The organism is Spirosoma arboris, assembly GCF_009754945.1.
Taxonomy (GTDB): domain Bacteria; phylum Bacteroidota; class Bacteroidia; order Cytophagales; family Spirosomataceae; genus Spirosoma; species Spirosoma arboris.
Genome location: NZ_WPIN01000009.1, coordinates 77,643 through 97,235, shown reverse-complemented (window position 1 = coordinate 97,235; position 19,593 = coordinate 77,643). Strand labels below are relative to the sequence as shown.

17 protein-coding genes are annotated in these 19,593 nt (G+C 46.8%); 14 read left to right on the top strand and 3 right to left on the bottom strand.

Going from position 1 to position 19,593, the window contains the following annotated elements:
• The first annotated feature begins 128 nt into the window (after positions 1 to 128).
• The 12 genes from GO755_RS23060 to GO755_RS23005 all read left to right on the top strand — a co-directional run bounded on the left by GO755_RS23060 (position 129) and on the right by GO755_RS23005 (position 15,438).
• Positions 129 to 1,370 (top strand): efflux RND transporter periplasmic adaptor subunit, encoded by a 1,242-nt coding sequence (locus GO755_RS23060; RefSeq protein ID WP_157587657.1) that lies wholly within the window; start codon positions 129 to 131, stop codon positions 1,368 to 1,370.
• Between the two features lie 38 nt (positions 1,371 to 1,408).
• A complete protein-coding gene (locus GO755_RS23055; protein ID WP_157587656.1) occupies positions 1,409 to 4,618 on the top strand; it encodes an efflux RND transporter permease subunit in 3,210 nt (1,069 codons plus the stop codon).
• 145 nt (positions 4,619 to 4,763) lie between these two features.
• Positions 4,764 to 6,203, top strand: a complete 1,440-nt coding sequence (locus tag GO755_RS23050) for an efflux transporter outer membrane subunit (protein ID WP_157587655.1) — start codon at positions 4,764 to 4,766, stop codon at positions 6,201 to 6,203.
• Positions 6,204 to 6,305: 102 nt separating this feature from the next.
• Positions 6,306 to 6,494 carry a hypothetical protein gene (locus tag GO755_RS23045; RefSeq protein WP_157587654.1) on the top strand — a complete coding sequence of 63 codons (189 nt, stop codon included), beginning with the start codon at positions 6,306 to 6,308 and terminating at the stop codon, positions 6,492 to 6,494.
• 48 nt (positions 6,495 to 6,542) lie between these two features.
• The gene (locus tag GO755_RS23040; RefSeq protein WP_157587653.1) at positions 6,543 to 7,103 is read left to right on the top strand and encodes a hypothetical protein; all 561 of its coding nucleotides are present in this window, start codon (positions 6,543 to 6,545) and stop codon (positions 7,101 to 7,103) included.
• Positions 7,104 to 7,274: 171 nt separating this feature from the next.
• Positions 7,275 to 8,207, top strand: coding sequence for a M20/M25/M40 family metallo-hydrolase (locus tag GO755_RS23035; protein ID WP_157587652.1), 933 nt, complete (start codon positions 7,275 to 7,277; stop codon positions 8,205 to 8,207).
• 21 nt (positions 8,208 to 8,228) lie between these two features.
• Positions 8,229 to 9,662 carry an arylsulfatase gene (locus GO755_RS23030; protein WP_157587651.1) on the top strand — a complete coding sequence of 478 codons (1,434 nt, stop codon included), beginning with the start codon at positions 8,229 to 8,231 and terminating at the stop codon, positions 9,660 to 9,662.
• A gap of 320 nt (positions 9,663 to 9,982) precedes the next feature.
• On the top strand, positions 9,983 to 10,906 hold the full coding sequence (locus tag GO755_RS23025) for an aspartate carbamoyltransferase catalytic subunit (protein ID WP_157587650.1): 924 nt from the start codon (positions 9,983 to 9,985) through the stop codon (positions 10,904 to 10,906).
• Positions 10,907 to 11,020: 114 nt separating this feature from the next.
• A complete protein-coding gene (locus tag GO755_RS23020; RefSeq protein WP_157587649.1) occupies positions 11,021 to 11,404 on the top strand; it encodes a hypothetical protein in 384 nt (127 codons plus the stop codon).
• Between the two features lie 142 nt (positions 11,405 to 11,546).
• Positions 11,547 to 13,445 carry a CocE/NonD family hydrolase gene (locus GO755_RS23015; protein ID WP_157587648.1) on the top strand — a complete coding sequence of 633 codons (1,899 nt, stop codon included), beginning with the start codon at positions 11,547 to 11,549 and terminating at the stop codon, positions 13,443 to 13,445.
• Positions 13,446 to 13,532: 87 nt separating this feature from the next.
• Positions 13,533 to 14,636, top strand: coding sequence for a vWA domain-containing protein (locus tag GO755_RS23010; RefSeq protein ID WP_157587647.1), 1,104 nt, complete (start codon positions 13,533 to 13,535; stop codon positions 14,634 to 14,636).
• A gap of 124 nt (positions 14,637 to 14,760) precedes the next feature.
• Positions 14,761 to 15,438 carry a uracil-DNA glycosylase family protein gene (locus GO755_RS23005; protein ID WP_157587646.1) on the top strand — a complete coding sequence of 226 codons (678 nt, stop codon included), beginning with the start codon at positions 14,761 to 14,763 and terminating at the stop codon, positions 15,436 to 15,438.
• 132 nt (positions 15,439 to 15,570) lie between these two features.
• Here GO755_RS23005 and GO755_RS23000 read toward each other — a convergent pair whose 3' ends face one another.
• Together GO755_RS23000 and GO755_RS22995 are read right to left on the bottom strand one after the other, a co-directional pair.
• Complete coding sequence (locus GO755_RS23000; RefSeq protein ID WP_157587645.1) at positions 15,571 to 16,104, bottom strand: lipocalin-like domain-containing protein; 534 nt, start codon at positions 16,102 to 16,104, stop codon at positions 15,571 to 15,573.
• A gap of 181 nt (positions 16,105 to 16,285) precedes the next feature.
• A complete protein-coding gene (locus tag GO755_RS22995) occupies positions 16,286 to 16,801 on the bottom strand; it encodes a lipocalin family protein (RefSeq protein ID WP_157587644.1) in 516 nt (171 codons plus the stop codon).
• A 178-nt stretch (positions 16,802 to 16,979) separates the two neighbouring features.
• Here GO755_RS22995 and GO755_RS22990 point away from each other — a divergent pair, with 178 nt between their 5' ends.
• Both GO755_RS22990 and GO755_RS22985 read left to right on the top strand, forming a co-directional pair.
• Positions 16,980 to 18,329, top strand: a complete 1,350-nt coding sequence (locus GO755_RS22990; RefSeq protein WP_157587643.1) for an alpha-L-fucosidase — start codon at positions 16,980 to 16,982, stop codon at positions 18,327 to 18,329.
• A 97-nt stretch (positions 18,330 to 18,426) separates the two neighbouring features.
• Positions 18,427 to 18,747, top strand: coding sequence for a heavy metal-binding domain-containing protein (locus GO755_RS22985; RefSeq protein ID WP_157587642.1), 321 nt, complete (start codon positions 18,427 to 18,429; stop codon positions 18,745 to 18,747).
• Positions 18,748 to 18,768: 21 nt separating this feature from the next.
• Here GO755_RS22985 and GO755_RS22980 read toward each other — a convergent pair whose 3' ends face one another.
• Positions 18,769 to 19,584, bottom strand: a complete 816-nt coding sequence (locus GO755_RS22980) for a metallophosphoesterase family protein (protein ID WP_157587641.1) — start codon at positions 19,582 to 19,584, stop codon at positions 18,769 to 18,771.
• Positions 19,585 to 19,593: the final 9 nt, after the last annotated feature.

Genomic DNA, 19,593 nt, shown 5'->3' with positions numbered 1-19,593 from the left:
CTTATTCCGCACCCAAAATTGCCGATTCGCCCATCTAAATTCGGGATTTAGATTGTTTTAATCCCTTACTAATAACCTTGCAGGGCTTTCATAATGTTATTCAGTATCCGATCAGGATAAGATAGCCTATGAAAGCTTTTCCAAGATACACACAACCCACCAATGGTTACCCATGGATTCTAGCCTTATTGGCTGGAATCTGTTTAACAGCTTGTAGCAGTTCTGGCAAGAAAAAAGGGGGACAAACTGACTCCACCGCATTAAAACAACCAAAGGTCTATTCAGTATTGACCCTTGCTCCTCGCAAAGAGGTTCTCTACGCCGATTTCCCCGCCATTATTCAGGGAGAGCAGAACGTTGAAATTCGCCCTAAAGTAGATGGCTTTGTCGAGGCCATTTTTGTGGACGAAGGGGCAACGGTCAAGAAAGGGCAGCGGCTTTTCCGTATCAACGCGCCCCAGTACGAACAGGACGTACTCACCGCTCAGGCAGGGGTTCGAACGGCTCAAGCCGATGTCAGCTCAGCCTTGCTGGCCGTCAACAAGGTTCGTCCATTGGTTGAGAAAGATATTATCAGCAAATACGAACTGGAGACAGCTCAGTATACGCTGGCTTCCAAACAGGCCGCCCTGGCCCAAGCCCAAGCCGCCTTGGCGAATGCCCAAACCAATTTGGGTTACACAAATTTAGTTAGTCCTGTAAGCGGAGTAGTCGGGTCGATTCCCTACAAAATCGGAAGTTTGGTAACCAGTACAACGACTAATCCATTAACGACTATTTCGGGCATTAGTGAAGTATATGCCTATTTTGCGCTCAACGAAAAGCAACTCCTCGATTTCACTCGTGACGTGAGCGGCAACACGCTTCAGGAGAAGCTGGCCAAATTACCCGATGTTCTACTCCTACTAGCTGACGGGTCTACCTACAACTACAAAGGCCGGATCAAAACAGCTATTGGTCAGATCGATACCCAAACGGGTTCCAGTAATTTCCGTGCTACGTTTCCCAATCCGCAGGCACTCCTACGCAGTGGCAACAGCGGCACCGTTCGCGTTCCCCGAACCATCGACTCAGCACTGGTAGTTCCACAAAGTGCTACCTCTGAGCTTCAGGATAAGCGATTCCTGTTCGTCGTCGAAAAAAATAACAAAGTCAAAACCACCGCCGTTACCGTAACGCCCACGCCCGATGGACAATATTTTGTCGTACAAAAGGGACTCAAAGCGGGCGACAAAGTCGTACTCGACGGAGGCACAGGCCTGAAAGATGGTGCATCGATAAAGCCTAAGCCCGCTTCGCCAGCCATTGTCTTTAAAACGACAGCACCAGCCAGCACCACCGCTGCTACCGATACAGACACGGAATTATAAGTCCTTTTCAGCGCACTTTTTGCTCAACAACCTGCCTTATGCTTCGCATATTCATAGAACGTCCGGTATTAAGTACTGTTATTTCAGCCCTGATTGTCTTACTCGGCATTCTGGGAATGGTCAAATTACCCATTGCTCAATACCCGGATATTTCGCCACCAACCGTACAGGTTTCGGCCAGCTATAGCGGTGCCAATGCTGACGTCGTGCTCAAAAGCGTCATCGTGCCGCTGGAAGAGCAGATTAACGGTGTGGAAGGGATGACCTACATGACCTCGTCGGCAACTAACGATGGGGCCGGTAGCATCAGTATTTATTTCGCCGTCGGGACTGACCCGAACCAAGCGGCTGTGGATGTACAGAACCGGGTTTCGGCCGCAACCAGTCTGCTGCCGCAGGAGGTTACTCAGGCAGGTGTAACGGTTCGGAAACAGCAGAGCAGCAATTTGCTGATTATGTCGATCTACAGCGACAACGCGGCTTATGATCAGACATTTCTGCAAAACTATGCGGCCATTAACGTCATTCCCCAACTTCAGCGGGTGAATGGTGTGGGGGCAGCCAATGTGTTCGGTTCAGCCAAAACGTATTCGATGCGCATCTGGCTGAAACCTGATGTCATGTCTATTTATGGGATTACTCCTGCCGATGTGTCGACGGCATTGACGGACCAGAATGTGGATGCAGCCCCCGGTAAGTTTGGGGAGAATGATAACCAGACATTCCAGTATGTAATCCGGTATAGTGGGCGGTTACAGTCTACGCAGCAGTTTGGTGATATTATTATTAAAACAACGGGTAACGGTCAGCTACTACGGCTTCGGGACATTGCCCGGATTGAACTGGGTTCGCAGACGTACACCAGTTTTACGACCACCAATGGTAAACAGTCAGTAGGTATTTCGGTGAGCCAGACACCGGGCTCCAATGCGCGGGATGTCATTAACAATTCCAAGAAGGTTATTGAGGCAGCGGCTAAGTCATTTCCCGCAGGCGTTCATTTTGTTTATCTGGTCGATATCAATCAGTTTCTGGATGCATCAATCAGCAAAGTACTTCATACGTTATTAGAATGCTTCGCGCTGGTGTTCCTCGTGATTTTCATCTTTTTACAGGATTTCCGTTCAACCATTATTCACGGTGTTTCGGTACCGGTGGCCATTACAGGTACGTTTTTCTTTCTATATCTGTTTGGGTTTAGCATCAATCTGCTCACCCTGTTTGCGTTGGTACTAGCCATCGGTATTGTGGTCGATGATGCTATCGTGGTGGTTGAGGCCGTTCACTCCAAGCTGGAAAGTGGCTACAAATCACCGCGAAAAGCCGCCGTCGACGCGATGAGCGAAATATCGGGCGCTATCATTTCAATTACGCTGGTCATGGCATCAGTGTTTTTACCCGTTACGTTCATTACCGGTTCGGCGGGGGTATTTTACAAGCAGTTCGGTATTACGCTGGCGGTCGCCATTATTATTTCGGCGGTCAATGCGCTGACGCTTTGTCCAGCGCTGGCAGCTCTATTTCTGAAACCTCCACAACATGCCGATGACAAAAAGCCCAAAGGATTACTACAGCGCTTTGGGGTTGCCTTTAATGCGGGCTATGATGCGTTAACCTCCAAATACACAAAGTCAGTGACGTTTTTATCCACCCGAAAATGGCTGGCTCTCGTTGGCATTGGGCTATTTGCAGGCCTGTTTTACACACTGTTCAGAACTACGCCTTCCAGCTTCGTGCCGAAGGAAGACATGGGCAGTATTTTCGTAAATATCACCCTCCCTCCCGCTTCGTCGGTAGAGCGCACCACAGCGATGGCCGATAAAATCGACGCCATTGCGCATACGATCCCCGAAGTCCAGAACAGCCTTCGGAACTTAGGACAGAACTTCGTGGCTGGAAACGGTAGTGCCTATGGCTTGATTATCTTACGATTAAAGCCCTGGGATGAACGACCCGGCGTCAGTGACGACGATGTGATTAAATTGCTGAAACAAAAAACGGCCAACATTCGGGATGCCGACATCGTCTTTATCCAACAACCGACAATCACGGGTTTTGGCACCAGTGGTGGCTTCACCTTTCAGTTACAGGATAAAGGCGGGCATACCACCGACGAATTCTACAAAGTGACGCAGAACTTTCTTGCGACGCTAAACAAACGTCCTGAAATTCAGTATGCAACGACCTCATTCAATCCCAATTTTCCTCAATATCAGCTAGATGTGAATGTGGCGAAATGTAAAGAAGCGGGTATTACGGTAGGTGACGTCCTCAATGCGATGCAGGTATTTTACGGTAGTTCGTACGTATCCAACTTCAACGAGTTTGGCAAGCAGTACCGCGTCATCATGCAGGCCGATACGAACTATCGGGCAAATCCGGCCGGGTTGACCAAAATTGCCGTCCGAACCTCGGTGGGCACTATGGCTCCCATCACTGAGTTTATTACCCTCAAGCGAATCTATGGCCCAGAAAGCGTTTCCCGCTTCAACCTGTTTTCGTCGATGTCGGTCAATGGCTCACCCAATCCGACCTATAGTACTGGGCAAGCTTTGCTCGCTATTCAGGAAGTAGCGACTCAAACGCTTCCGGCGGGTTATGGCTTTGAGTATTCGGGGATTAGCCGGGAAGAGCAAAATGTGGGTTCGCAAACGCTGTATGTATTTGTACTATGTCTGGCGTTTGTCTACCTCCTGCTGAGTGCCCAATACGAAAGTTATTTACTGCCGTTTGCGGTCCTGTTGTCGTTGCCGGTTGGTTTGTCAGGTGTGTATGTTTTTGCCCGGCTTTTCGGCCTCGACAATAATATTTATATGCAAATCTCGCTCATCATGCTGATCGGCTTGCTGGCCAAAAACGCCATCCTGATCGTGCAGTTTGCCGTTGAGCGAAGGCAGACTGGCATGGAACTGCTAGAATCGGCAATAGAAGGTGCCAAGGCTCGGTTACGGCCAATTCTGATGACGTCGTTTGCGTTCATTTTTGGTCTATTACCCTTGATGTTTGCGAGTGGTGCCGGTGCTCAGGGCAACCGATCGATTGGTACAGGTGCCATTGGTGGGATGCTCTTCGGTACGTTGCTTGGGGTGTTTTTCGTACCAACCCTGTTCGTCATTTTCCAGGGATTGCAGGAAAAAGTAAGTGGCCCGCCTAGCCAGCAAAACTCTGATGATGAGGAAGAACCAGAGAAAATTGATGGTAAAGAAGCCCATACAGTGAAAGAGGTTAAAACCCCAGTGAATACTTAGCAATAACCTATTGGAATTTTACCCCACCCCCGGCCCCTCCCCTTGAACTAAGGGGAGGGGAGTTAGAGGGGCCATTTTATCCCCCTCCTCTTAGTTCAAGGGGAGGGGTTAGGGGTGGGGTAAAATCCATAAGCCAATACATGCCATGAATACGACACATATAAAATTAGGGATAACAATGCTAATGGGAGTCATTTTGGCTTCCTGTAGCGTAACGAAACCCTACGAGCAACCGGGCATTAAGACCAGCAAACTCTTCCGAGGTCAACAGACTACTGATTCAACCACGTTGGCGAGTTTACCCTGGCGGCAGATGTTTCCGGATACTGTCCTGCAAGGATTAATCGAGCGGGCGCTTGCTAACAATTTAGACCTAAAAATTGCGGTAGCCCGCATGCAGGCCGCCGAAGCTAATGTGCTGCAAAGCAAGCTGGCGTTCTATCCAACGCTTAGTACCAATGCTGGCTTTACGCTCTCCAAATCATCATCGGCGCAGTTGCGGGCACTGAATATCAAGAATGCTGAGTCTGGGTCAAATACCGTGAGCACTACCTCAATTCCGACTATAAAGCAGTATTCACTAACGGCGAGCACTAGCTGGGAAGCCGATGTATGGGGTAAACTGCGGAGTACAAAACGAGCCTACGTGGCAGCTTATCTGCAAAGTGAAGCTTACCGACGTGCTGTACAAACGCAATTGATCGCCAACATTGCGAATGGGTATTACGCATTGATGGCCTATGACAGGCAACTGAAAATCACGCTGGAAACGGTTGAAAATCGGAAGACGGACGTAGAGACAATGAAGGCGCTGAAAGAGGGCGCAGTGGTAACGGGTGCCGACGTAGTACAGAGCGAAGCCAACCGTTACGCTGCCGAAGTCACGCTGCCTGATATAAGACAGAATATCCGACAAACCGAAAATTCCCTTAGTCTGCTGCTGGCCATGCCACCCGATAGCATTCCACGAATGCAGTTGGATACGGTACTATCAAGTTCACCCTTACAAACAGGGCTTCCGGCACAGCTGTTGAGTAATCGTCCTGATGTGCAGGAAGCAGAATATAGTTTCCGTAATACGTTTGAGTTGACGAATGTAGCACGTACTTACTTCTACCCCGCCCTTACGATCACGGGCACAGGTGGTTTTGCAACAGCCAATACATTGACTGGTTTTTTTGCTGGAACCTTCTATGGAAGTCTAATCAGCGGACTGACGCAACCCATTTTCAATCAGGGCATTAACCGCCAGCGACTCAACCGAGCTCAGGCTGCTCAGGCAGAAGCTTATTATACGTATCAGGCCACATTGTTAACGGCAGGCCAGGAAGTGTCCAACGCGTTATACTCGTACCAGATGGCGGTTGATAAAGCGAATACTCGCCAACAGCAATTAGCCGCTTTGCAGAAGGCCGTTTCCTACACAAAAGAATTGCTCAAATACACCGCCAATACAAACTACACCGACGTATTAACCGCCGAGCAAAATCTATTGGCAACTCAGTTGAATGGTGTCAATGACCGCTTACAGCAACTTCAGGCAACCGTGACGCTCTATAGGGCACTAGGTGGGGGCTGGCGATAAAGAAATTGTAAAGAATCCTTGTTTGTAGCAACGTTTGGACTGCAACTGGGGTACAGAAAGATAGTCAATAATGACGAATAGATGTTTAAATCAACGACAACAATGAAAAACGCAATGATAATGCTGGTTGTATTGGGCATGTCCATCAGTGGCTGCACCCGAAACAGATACGTTAATAATAAACCAGGCTATGAAGACCCTCGCGCACGACGTCGGGCAGAACGCTTAGAGCATCGGCACGAAAAAGACCGATATGATCGGGATCACGACGGACGACCTAATCCGTATTAAAGAGTAGTAACTCCATTCATTTTCACGTTAAACTAATCAGAATCAGTTATGAAAAACCTCATGGTTATCCTCGGCCTACTGGTCGGAACCGAGCTGTATCAGAACAGTCTTGCTCAGGTAAACGTCAATATCAACATCGGCAGTCAACCCATATGGGGACCAACTGGTTACGATTACGTAAACTATTATTATCTGCCTGATTTAGATATTTATTACAACGTGCCGCAACAACAGTGGGTTTATTTCGAGGGTGGCCGATGGATTACGGCACCAGTTCTTCCTCCCCGCTATAGTAGTTACGATTTATACCGGCTGCATAAAGTGGTTATCAATGATAACCAGCCCTATCTGCGCAATGCAGTTTATCGGAAACAGTATGCGTCTTTCAAAGGCCGTTATGATCAGCAACCTATTCGAGATAGTCGCGACACGAAATATTATGTCATCAAAAATCATCCTATGCACAACCAGGTAGCGAACCGGGGGGCACGTCCGGGAGGTAATCCAGGTCCGCAGCCAGGACGAAATAATGATCAGCAGAGAGGCCATGCCAATGGCCGTCCAGAACGTGCTGGCAGAGAGCAGGGAGAACATCACGGGCCGCGTTAAGGAATACACGAATCACTCAACTCAAAAACCTTCTGATGTTGTGAACTTGTATCAACAACATCAGAAGGTTTTTGTCTTTAGAGGAAGGAGTCTATTGATTGCGGCCAGGTAAGTCTATTTTCCGGATAGCTTTGTGCCTATTCTGATCCATGTTGACATTAAATTCTATCCATGAAAATTCACTGCCTTTTTCTGCTGCTTTTACTAGCAGGCCCTCTATTTGGACAACAACCGTCGGCCAAGCGCATCATCAAGCATATTAATAAGCTCGCTTCCGATCAAATGCAGGGGCGTGGCACAGGCAGTAGGGAGAATGCTAAAGCCGCCCGCTATGTTGAAAAACACTTCAAAAAATATGGCCTGAAGCCGTTGGGTACAGATGGGTATTATCAATCATTTACGGCTAAAATCCGGCGAGTCGTTGTCCCCGATAGTCTAAGAAAAGCAGCAAATGTCATTGGGTTCCTGGACAATGATGCACCTTATACAATTGTCATTGGCGCTCATTATGACCACCTGGGTTTGGGTCGTCAGGGGAGTTCACTGGATTCGTTACCACAGGGGAAAATTCATAACGGAGCAGATGACAATGCATCGGGGGTGGCTGGTTTACTGGAAATCGCTCAATATTTTGCAAAAAATGCGGTAAAAGAGCCGTATAATTTCTTGTTTATGGCCTTTGGTGCCGAGGAGCTGGGTCTACAAGGCTCTCGTTATTTTCTGAATAATCCAACGCCGCCACTCGAAAAAATAAATTTTATGGTGTGTATGGATATGATTGGTCGCTACAACCCTAAGCGGGGCGTCGGCATCGGTGGCTATGGCACCAGCAACACCTGGCCAACTGTGTTTAAAGGAGTAGAAAGTACGATCAAATTCTTTACCGATCGAGCAGGCAATGGCGGCTCTGATAACGCTGCCTTCTACGCCAAACAGATTCCAGTTCTATTTTTTCACACCGGTGGCCACCCCGACTACCATAAGCCAACAGACGACCCGAATAAAATTGATGCCAAAGCAGAAGAAGCTATCCTTCGATTAGAAATCAGACTTTTAGAAAACGCCATGCAACAACCCAAAATGACCTTTACAGTCGTCAAGTAAGGGGCCGCTTACTACTACGTTATGAATAAACTCCTATTTCTTTTCGCGAGTATGCTTGTTGCCCTATGCAGCCATGCTCAAAACCGCCCTGCCAATCGTCCCAATATTGTTTTTATTCTGGCCGATGATCTAGGTTATGGTGATATAGGTATCAATGGGCAAAACCTGATTAAAACCCCAAACATTGACCGATTAGCTAAAGAGGGTATGCAGTTTACCCAATTTTATGCGGGCACATCGGTGTGTGCGCCCTCACGGTCGTCGTTGATGACTGGGTTGCATACAGGCCATACCTATATCCGGGGCAACAAAGAAGTCAAACCCGAAGGTCAGCAACCCATTGCCGATTCAGTCACTACCGTCGCCGAACTTCTGCAACGGGCAGGTTATACTACAGCTGCTTTTGGAAAGTGGGGACTCGGACCAGTAGGTTCAGAAGGTGACCCGACTAAACAAGGTTTCGACCGATTTTATGGCTACAATTGCCAGGCATTAGCGCATCGTTACTACCCCGATCATCTGTGGGATAATAATCAGAAAATTGTGCTGACAGCGAATGAAAACCTGCGCCAAACAAAAGAATATGCGCCTGACCTGATTCAAAAGCAGGCGCTTAATTTTCTGGATGCACGTAAGACGAATCAGCCATTTTTTCTATTTCTGCCCTACATTCTACCCCATGCCGAACTGCTCGTACCCAACGACAGTCTTTTTCAACATTACAAAGGGAAGTTTGCTGAAAAGTCATTTGTTGGTGCTGATTATGGCCCTGATGCGAAAACTGGTGGCTATACTTCACAAGCTTATCCACACGCTACGTTTGCAGCTATGGTAGCCCGTCTTGATCTATATGTTGGTCAGGTAATGGCAAAACTGAAAGCAAAAGGCCTGGATAAAAATACGCTCGTGATCTTCACCAGCGACAATGGACCACACGTTGAAGGAGGAGCCGATCCGACATTTTTTAACAGTAGTGGTGGGTTTCGGGGTGTCAAGCGCGATTTGTATGAAGGTGGTATTCGCGAACCATTTATTGCTCACTGGCCCGGTGTAGTTAAGCCAGGTAGCCGTAACGAGTTCATTGGTGCTTTCTGGGATCTACTACCCACGTTTACAGAACTGGCTGGTGCCTCAACACCAACTCGCCTTGACGGCCTTTCGTTTGTGCCGTCACTGACAGGCAAAGGCATCCAGAAAAAACACGCATATCTCTATTGGGAATTTCACGAAAACGGTGGAAGACAGGCCGTTCGCCAGGATAACTGGAAGGCCGTTCGATTACAGGTTGCCAATAATCCTAATGGCCCTATTGAGCTATTCGACCTCGCGCAAGACCCTGCCGAAAGTCATGATATAGCAACTAAGAACCCTGAGAAAGCAGAACAACTCAGTCGGATAATGAACGAAGCCCATATAGAATCGCCGTTGTTTCCACTTATCAGATTGAGAGACTAAAGTGTGTAGCTTTGTAGCCAGCCTATATTTAACTATTGAAACCGTTTCAACTGGTCTTCATCCAGATAATTAGGTATTTTTCAAAAATTCGTGATTTTACAATTAGGACTTTCGCTCGGAGCCGTGCCACGGTTCAATTGATCTGCATGGATAACCGTGGCACGGCTCCGAGCGAAAGTCCTAACAATAGAAAGCCAACTTATCTAAGCGAGTATTATTCAACCCTCAACTACTGCTCAAATCAATAAAGTCTACAGGTGCCGATATTATCTTTAAACGACTAGACCTATCTTTGCCCAATTTATACTTATACTGTTCTTATGGCCCAATCCCTCAGTGTCCGCCATTTGGTGGGTATCAAAGACCTGACCGAGTCTGACATTCAGCTTATTCTGGAAACGGCCAGTCAGTTTAAGGAAGTTATTAATCGGCCTATCAAGAAAGTTCCGTCGTTACGTGATGTGACGATTGCCAACGTTTTTTTCGAGAATTCAACCCGTACCCGGCTATCTTTTGAGTTGGCCGAGAAACGATTATCGGCGGATGTCGTTAATTTTTCGGCCTCAGGTAGTTCGGTCAAGAAAGGTGAAACGCTGCTCGATACAGTCAATAACATTCTGGCCATGAAAGTCGACATGGTTGTGATGCGGCACAGTAGTCCCGGTGCTCCTCATTACCTGACCAAACATATTAAAGCCAATGTTGTCAACGCAGGTGATGGCACTCATGAACACCCAACCCAGGCCTTACTCGACTCTTTCTCTATTCGAGAAAAACTAGGTGACGTAGCTGGCAAGCGTATTGCCATTATCGGCGACATTACGCATTCGCGGGTGGCACTTTCCAATATTTTCTGTCTGCAAAAACAAGGGGCCGACGTTATGGTATGCGGTCCTAAAACGCTTATCCCGAAGTATATTGAAGCCCTTGGTGTGAAAGTTGGACACGATGTGCGGGCAGCTCTAGCCTGGTGCGACGTAGCGAATGTGCTCCGCATTCAGTTAGAGCGACAACAGATCAAATATTTTCCATCGCTACGAGAATACTCGCTCTACTTCGGCATCTCGAAACAAATGCTCGACGAGCTGGATCGTCCAATTGTACTCATGCACCCTGGCCCCATCAATCGGGGTGTTGAATTGACATCTGATGCCGCCGATTCGTCGCATTCCATTATACTGGACCAAGTCGAAAATGGTGTAGCTGTTCGGATGGCGGTATTGTATTTATTGGCGCAGTTGTAGGAGTTAATCCGAAATTAAATCTTTTTAATTAGCTCAAAAAAAAGGACTTAACTGAAAACGTAGTGGGTATTCTGGCAGTTTTATTCATTCAACAACAAAACTTCAGAAACTACTATGAAAGCGTTAACTGTCCTGCTCATTAGTGTGAGCTTACTGCCTGCGGCTGTGCAAGCCCGTTCAAATGCCGAGCCCGTTAAACCGCTCAACAACCCTATTTATTCAGTCAACAACTATAAACAACCGCATCTGACCACTGCTTCTACTAATTGGAATAGTACAGAAGTCGTTTGGGTTAACAAGGTGACAGCTAGTACTACGCCAATTGTGAATTATAAAAGTCAGTTAGCAGCAGATCATCCAAGTGGCAGTATAATCTATAATCCTCACAATGAGCTGATTAACTGGAGCTACAAAACACCACATGATTTGCAATCGAAGGGTGCTGAAGGCGAGTTTCATGTTAGAAAGCATCACAACCATTCAACTGTTGGTCATTAAGAAGGACTCATTAGTTTCTAACGTATTGCCATCATTTTTTCTTTGGCAGACAAAGTCGGATCGCTTCTAAAAGGCGATCCGACTTTGTTTTACGCCTATAAATTCGCTACTTCACTACCTTTCATCTCTACCAAACTAATTAATGAAAAACCTTTCCTCTTTCGCAGGACGGCTAGTTGTCATCGTTTTGTTTGTTGCGCACTATACCCACGGTCAGGCACAGGAAGACGTCCTCAAAAAACTACAGGAAATTGCCATCATTGAACAGAAAGTCATGATGCCCATGAGGGATGGTGTTCGGCTTGCAACGGATATTTACCGGCCCAAAACCGACAAACCCGTCCCCATTATTTTTTCGAAAACGCCTTACAATTTCAACGCCTGGGGCGATGGTGAACTTCGGCAGAATTCATACGTGGCCGCGCTCGACGCGGTGAAACGAGGTTATGCCTATGTAGTGCAGAATGAGCGCGGCAAGTTCTTCTCCGAAGGTGACTGGGATATCCTTGGTCCACCAACGACTGACGGTTACGATGCCTTTTCGTGGATGTCAAAACAGCCTTGGTCGAATGGTAAAATCGGGACACTGGGCTGCTCCTCTACCGCCGAATGGCAAATGGCAGTGGCTGCTTTAGACCACCCGGCGCACGCAGCCATGGTGCCCATGAGCTACGGAGCAGGTGTTGGGCGCGTTGGCCCCTTTATGGAACAGGGCAACTGGTACCGGGGTGGCGCACAGCAAATGCTCTTTACAACCTGGCTGTATGGTACGCAGGTTGACAACTTTGCCCGGCCGCTTTTCCCTAAAACAGCCAGCAGTGAAGATCTGACCCGCGTATCCCGGTTCTATGATTTAGCCCCCGAAATGCCGAAAGTCGATTGGGCACAAGGCCTGAAGTTTTTGCCCGTTCAGGATATTATCAAAAATGCGAATGGAGCGAAAGGAATTTATGAGAAAATGATTGTTCGAAAACCGAACGACCCGGACTGGTACAAAGGCGGATTGTACCATGATAATATGCCTTTTGGGGTTCCCAGTTATTGGTTTGCGTCCTGGTACGATGTCTCGACTGGACCGAACATCGAATTGTTTAACCACGTCCGTAAAAACGCAACCGATCCACAAATCCGTGATAATCAATTTTTAGTCATTGCGCCTACGTTGCACTGTGCCTATAAACGAGCTACAGCAAATACCATTGTCGGCGAGCGAAGCGTAGGCGATGCCCGTCTGGATTATGATGCTCTCACCTACGGCTGGTTTGATTATTGGCTCAAGGGCGAAAACAACGATGTATTGAAAAATACTCCTCGTGTCAGGTACTATACGATGGGGTCTAACAAGTGGCAGACTTCCGATACCTGGCCACCCGCTACGTCCGAAATGACCACTTATTATCTGTCTAGCGGAGGGCATGCCAATAGCCTGTATGGTGATGGAAAACTCACACCAAAACCAGTAGGCAAAGATGAAAAACCTGACCTGTTTGCCTATGATCCAGCCTATCCGGTTCCTTCGTATGGTGGTAATGTTTGCTGCACAGGAACGGCCATACAAGGTGGGGCTTTCGACCAGCACCAAATGGAAACCCGACAGGATATTCTGGTCTATACCACCGAGCCATTCGCCAATGGGGTCGAACTAACGGGATCAATTGAAACAACACTTTATGTGTCGTCGGATGCCAAAGACACCGATTTCACAGTTAAGCTTATTGACGTTTACCCAGATGGGAAAGCGTATAATTTGGACGAGACAATTCTCCGCGCCCGCTATCGGGATGGTTTCGATAAAACAGTCTGGATGGATAAAGGAAAGGTGTATAAACTGACCTTAAGTCCGATGTCTACCAGTAATTATTTCGCACCGGGTCATAGCATTCGGGTTGAAGTATCGAGCAGTAATTTTCCCCGCTTTGACCGAAACATGAATACAGGAGGTGATAATTACAGCGAATCGAAAGGGGTAGTCGCTCACAATCAGGTGTTTCATTCGACACAGTATCCGTCGCAGATTCGCCTGCCAATTGTGAAAAAGTAAGGCGAACAAATCCGTGAAACGTACTGTTCTTTTAATAGCTAGTCACACATTCATTAACCGAAACGGCGGACCTCACTCAGTAGTACTATGAAAGGCTTTCAATTTTCCGATTTTGTGCCGCCCGAACAGAAAGGAGGCAGCAACTTCGACAAACTGCTGAATATTTTCCAGCAATTATTATTGTTGACGTCCGGCGATGTGGAGCAAGCCATGTCCTGGATGAGTCAGCTTGACCGTCAATATGGCCTGACCGATGACAAATATGGCATTGGCAATTTCTTCGACGATCTGAAAGAGAAAGGTTATCTGACCGAAGAAAACCAGGAAGGCAAAATCGTGATGACGCCTAAGAGCGAGCAAACGATTCGGCGAAGTGCGCTGGAAGAAATTTTCGGCAAACTCAAACGGTCAAAGTCGGGTGGTAATCATAATACACCCTATACCGGCACTGGCGACGAACTCAGCAGCGACCTCCGTGCCTATCAGTTTGGCGATACACTGGAGCAGATCTCGATGACCGAGTCCATCAAAAACGCCCAGATTAACAGCGGTGTAGATGAGTTTCACCTCATGGAACGCGACCTTGAAGTAACGGAGAAGGAGCAGAAAACGCAGACGTCAACCGTACTCATGATCGATATTAGTCACTCGATGATTTTGTACGGCGAAGATCGTATTACGCCTGCCAAAAAAGTGGCGCTGGCGCTCGTCGAGCTGGTGAAACTGAAGTATCCCAAAGACACGCTCGATATTGTTGTGTTCGGAAATGATGCCTGGCAGATTCAGGCCAAAGAACTTCCGTATCTGGAAGTTGGCCCGTATCACACCAATACGGTTGCTGGTCTGGAGTTGGCGATGGATTTACTACGTCGGCGGAAGAATAAGAACAAGCAGATTTTCATGATTACCGACGGGAAACCGACCTGTTTGAAAGAAGGGATCAAGTACTATAAAAACTCGTTTGGACTGGATCGAAAAGTTGTCAGCAAGACGCTCACACTTGCCGCTCAATGCCGTCGACTAGAGATTCCCATTACAACCTTCATGATTGCCTCCGACCCCTATTTGAAGCAATTTGTGCAGGAATTCACGAAGGTCAATAACGGCCGGGCCTACTACAGTGGTTTGCAGGGTCTGGGAAACATGATGTTCGAGGATTTTCAGCGGAACCGTCGGAAGAATATTAAGTAAGGTTTTATTCTTGTTTTAGCTTTCTCAAAATGGCCCATTTTGTCATCCCGACGCAGGAGGGATCTCTAGTGTCAATCAATCATGAGATCCCTCCTGCGTCGGGATGACAAAAACGCATTACCTGATGCTAACATTCGCCGACCAGGCCATTCCATATTACAATACGCTCATTGCACCCGCAAATCTGCCACCTGACGTAGGCGTACTGAATCCCTACCAGCAGCCAGAAGTTGAGCACATTGTCAGCGAGTTCTACAGCCGATTTTTCAATGATAACAAGCCAAGAACGTTTGTCCTTGGTATTAATCCGGGGCGGTTTGGAGCAGGTGTAACAGGCATCTCGTTTACGACACCTCAAAATCTGCGCCGGTATTGCGGCATAGAAAACGACCTTCGCGATACGCCCGAATTATCGAGTCGGTTTATTTATCAGGTCGTGGAAGCGTTTGGTGGGGCAACCGAATTTTACCGGCACTTTTTCCTGACATCTCTGTTCCCCTTGGCCTTAACAAAAGCGGGAAAGAATTACAATTTCTACGACGACCGCGCAACAACCAAAGCCCTCTGGCCTGCCATTACCGAAACGGTTCGAACGCAAACCCAGTTTGGCTACAATAGAAAAGTAGCTGTGTGTCTGGGACGTAAAAACGAATCGTATTTACGCAGGCTCAATGATCAACAGGGCTTCTTCGACCGCATCGTTACCCTCGATCACCCACGTTACATTCTGCAATACAAAACGAAGGATATGCCAATGTACCTGGAGCGATATATCGCAATACTGCATGAATGCATTGAGTAAGCAGATTTCATTAGATTTCCCTGTATGACCCCGATGGGGTCAAATGTTTATAGAAAGGCCATATTTACTATAAACATTTGACCCCATCGGGGTCGCACCAGAATAGGATGTCATTTAAATTTGCGCTATTGCTTAGATCTTCGTCAGTTCTAATGTAATTGTATAGGTTTCATCTTTACCGTCTCCATCAAAGTCTTCCATTTCTTTTCCGGATAACTTCAGCGTATTGCCACTGATCACCGTGTCGTAGGTCGTTACATCGGTACCACTGGTAAGCGTTAGTTTGTTACCATCCAGTTTCCAGGTCGAGTTATCTTCAACTGGATTCACATCTGTCGAAGCGGAGCATTTGGCTCCTGGTGTTCCGGTAACTTTTCCGTTCGAATTAAATATAATCGTTGTTCCTGTTAAGCAATCCACCAAATCATTTCCTACTCCATTGGGTAACGATTTGAAATAGGCTAGAAGATCCGTGCTTTTTTGGCCGGTTCCCAGAAAATCAACGCCAGGATCAATCTTGTAACCTGATATTTTCCAGCTTCCCTCAACAGATGATGTGGTAGGCGTTACTGTATCATCACTGCCTTTTTTACAACTACCGAACCACAAAGGCATTGCAACTACTAATGCCCAGGCCATCAAACGACATACATGCCTGTTTTTCATACTAATTAAAATTACGTTAAGATTTATTTCGATTCGAAAGTATTACCCCTTCTCATTCGCCTTGAAAAGTGTTGAGCCAACGGTAATTGGTGGTTAGCGAACGGTCACTACGCGTTAAGCCCACAAAAAAAACCGGCTCAGTTATGAGCCGGTTTTCAGGAGAATGAATTTACCCGTAGTGTTACTTTTTGGTCAAATCCATCGTATACGTGTACGCAACCTTTGTGCCTGTGCCCAGATAGTCCTGGCTATCCTGCCACTGAACCTGAAGTATCGCTCCTGTCTTCAAAACGGTATAATTCGTTTTGGTACCGTCGCTTTTGGTAATTGTCAGAGTATTAGCACTGTATGACCATTTACTGGTTGCATCAATACCTGTAATTGTACTAGGAGGCACGGTACTTTTTTGGCAGGTAGCTGGATTATCAGTCGCAATGGCGCCCCCCGTTTGGAAGGTTATTGTAATGTCATTCAGGCAAGTAGTTGTTAAAATTAAGGGAGCAGCTGCCAGCAAATCTTCATAGATTCCCCCAATTTTAGGGTTAGCCTTCAGCGCGGTGATCTTGTAGCTTCCTTCAATCGTCGTGGTTGTGGTAACAGTAGGATTATCATCATTTTTCTTGCAACTATCAAACCAAAGGGGCATTGCCACAATAAATGCCCAAATTAGAAAGCGAGATGAATTAATTTTCTGCATTTTTTTCTGGCTATAAGAGGTGATTAATTGGGTTTGGGTTCAAAATAGGCAAATAAATACTAAACTTACATAGCCGCCATATAAACCAGTTGAAGAAATTACCAAGTGATCCACTAAACAAGGTAAAGGTATAAAGAAATGGTGGTCTACTTTCCAGGAAAACTATAATTCTCTACCCATGCGTCTGCTTCAGCTTGCTTTTTTTCTTTCTCTGACGCTGCCCGTTTTTGCCCAGACTGGCTACCAGCCTACCGCAGAAAACCTCGCAGCTCGAAAAGTTTTTCAGGATGACAAGTTCGGTATGTTTATCCATTGGGGTGTTTACAGCATATTGGGCGATGGTGAATGGGTCATGAACAACCGACAGATTTCGGTTAAAGATTATGAGAAACTCCCAACGTTTTTCAACCCGACAGCCTTCGATGCGAAAGAATGGGTTTCAATAGCCAAAAATGCGGGCATGAAGTACATTACCATTACCAGCAAGCATCACGACGGTTTTGCTATGTATGATTCCAAGGTATCTGACTACGACATCGTTGACCGTACACCTTATAAAAAAGATGTTTTAAAAGCGTTAGCCGACGAGTGCCGGGCACAGGGTATCAAACTTTTCTTTTACCACTCTCACCTCGACTGGCATCATCCTGATTATTACCCACGTGGCCGAACTGGCTTGAAAACAGGTCGGCCTGAAAGCGGTAATTTTGAGAAGTACCTCAACTACATGGATACGCAACTAACCGAATTACTGACGAATTATGGTCCTGTTGGCGGGATCTGGTTCGATGGTTGGTGGGATCAGTCAGCCGACGATGCAGGCCATGTAGGAAATACCGCACCTGCCAGCAAAACAGGAATCGATTGGCATCTCGACCGAACGTATTCGCTCATTCATAAACTTCAGCCAGCCGCGCTGATTGGGAACAATCACCATGTAGCTCCTTTTCCAGGCGAAGATTTTCAGATGTTTGAAAAAGACCTGCCCGGCAGTAAGACAACCGGTTTCAATGAAGCCCAGACCATCGGGCAACTTCCGCTCGAAACCTGCGAAACGATGAATGGAGCGTGGGGTTTCAACATTAAAGACAATAACTACAAGAGTACCAAAGATTTAGTCCAGTACTTAGTCAAAGCAGCTGGCCATAACGCTAATTTCCTATTGAACGTAGGGCCCATGCCGAATGGAAAAATACAGCCTGAATTTGTAAAAACCCTGAGCGAAATAGGCCAGTGGATGCAGCAGAATAGCGAAACCATCTACGGTACACGGGGTGGTCCCGTTCCTGCTCGCAATTGGGGCGTCACGACGGCAGTAGGCAACCGCGTATTTGTCCATATCCTTGACTGGAACGATCGTCTGTTGACGCTACCAGCGATTCCCGGTAAAATTCGCTCAGCCAAACTATTCACGGATAAAAGTGCGGTGAAGGTCTCTCAAACCCCAGAAGGCGTCGTGCTAACAATGGCCAGTGCTCCTGCAAATGATGCCTTTGATACAATTATTGAACTGGAAATGGTAAAGTAATTTGCAAATCCATAGATTTATAAACTTATAGGGTTAGCGTTGGAAACAGCCACGTTATAATTTTACAACTACTATTACAATCTCATAACTTCACTTCATGCTCGTAACGACTACACCTAATATTGAAGGCAAGAATATTACAAAATACGTAGGGCTGGTCAATGGCGAGGCTATCATAGGTGCCAACCTCGTCAAAGATTTTTTCACGACTATTCGCGATGTAGTTGGAGGGCAATCAGGGGCTTACGTACAAGCGCTACGTGAAGCAAAAAGTATTGCACTCAAAGAAATGGTCGATCAGGCGACTCGTCTGGGTGCCAACGCTATTATCGGCATCGATTTAGATTACCAGACGATAGGCACTAACGGAGCTATGTTAATGGTAAGTGCCAATGGCACAGCCGTTATTGTGGAGTAAAGATAAACTCAGGCAATCGACTCAAAAGGTCAAACTATTAATCTGCTTCTGATTGATAAAATCATATTGGTATGTATTAAGTGCCTGCCCGTCTTGCTCTACAATCCGATAACCTCTGTAGGCCGTACCCCAACTACTACCAAAGTGGGCGTCGAACAGCACTGCTGATTTCTGATAGAAGATTCCCTGATCTTTCGTGTGATCATGGCCATGAAAAACGGCCCGCACCGTTGAGAAATCGGTTAAGACAGACACGATCCCACTGCACACGTCTGTGGCCTGAATGTTATGGATAAATGGGATGTGCATAAACAAGAAGACGGGGACTGTAGAACGAGCCGTTGTTAAGACTTGCCGAAGCCATACATCATCACCACAAAGGGTATCGCCCGTTTCATTTGATGTGTCGAGGAAAATCAATGTAGCGTTATTAAGCTCAACGACATGGTTGGTACCATACCCCCAAAGCTGCTGCCAGGTATCGACACTAACCCGATCATGGTTGCCACGAGTCACATAGTATGGCACTGGCAATGTATCTAAATACGCCTTTGCCTTAGGTAGCAAACCATTATTTCCCTCATGCACCAAGTCGCCATTGATGACAACAAATTGTAGTGGCTTAGTTTGATGTTCTTTCTTTAAGGCAGCTAACAAATCAGAATAAAACTGATCGGAGGTTGTAGAAGGCTCACCCAAATGCCCATCCGATGCCACGGCGAAACGTAGCTCAGGTAAGGGCGTAGTTGCATTTTCGTGTTTACAACTGGCTAATAAGGCAGCCGATACAGCGCCTAAGGTTCCCTGTAAAAATAATCGACGGCTAAACTGAATCATCGCAATAGG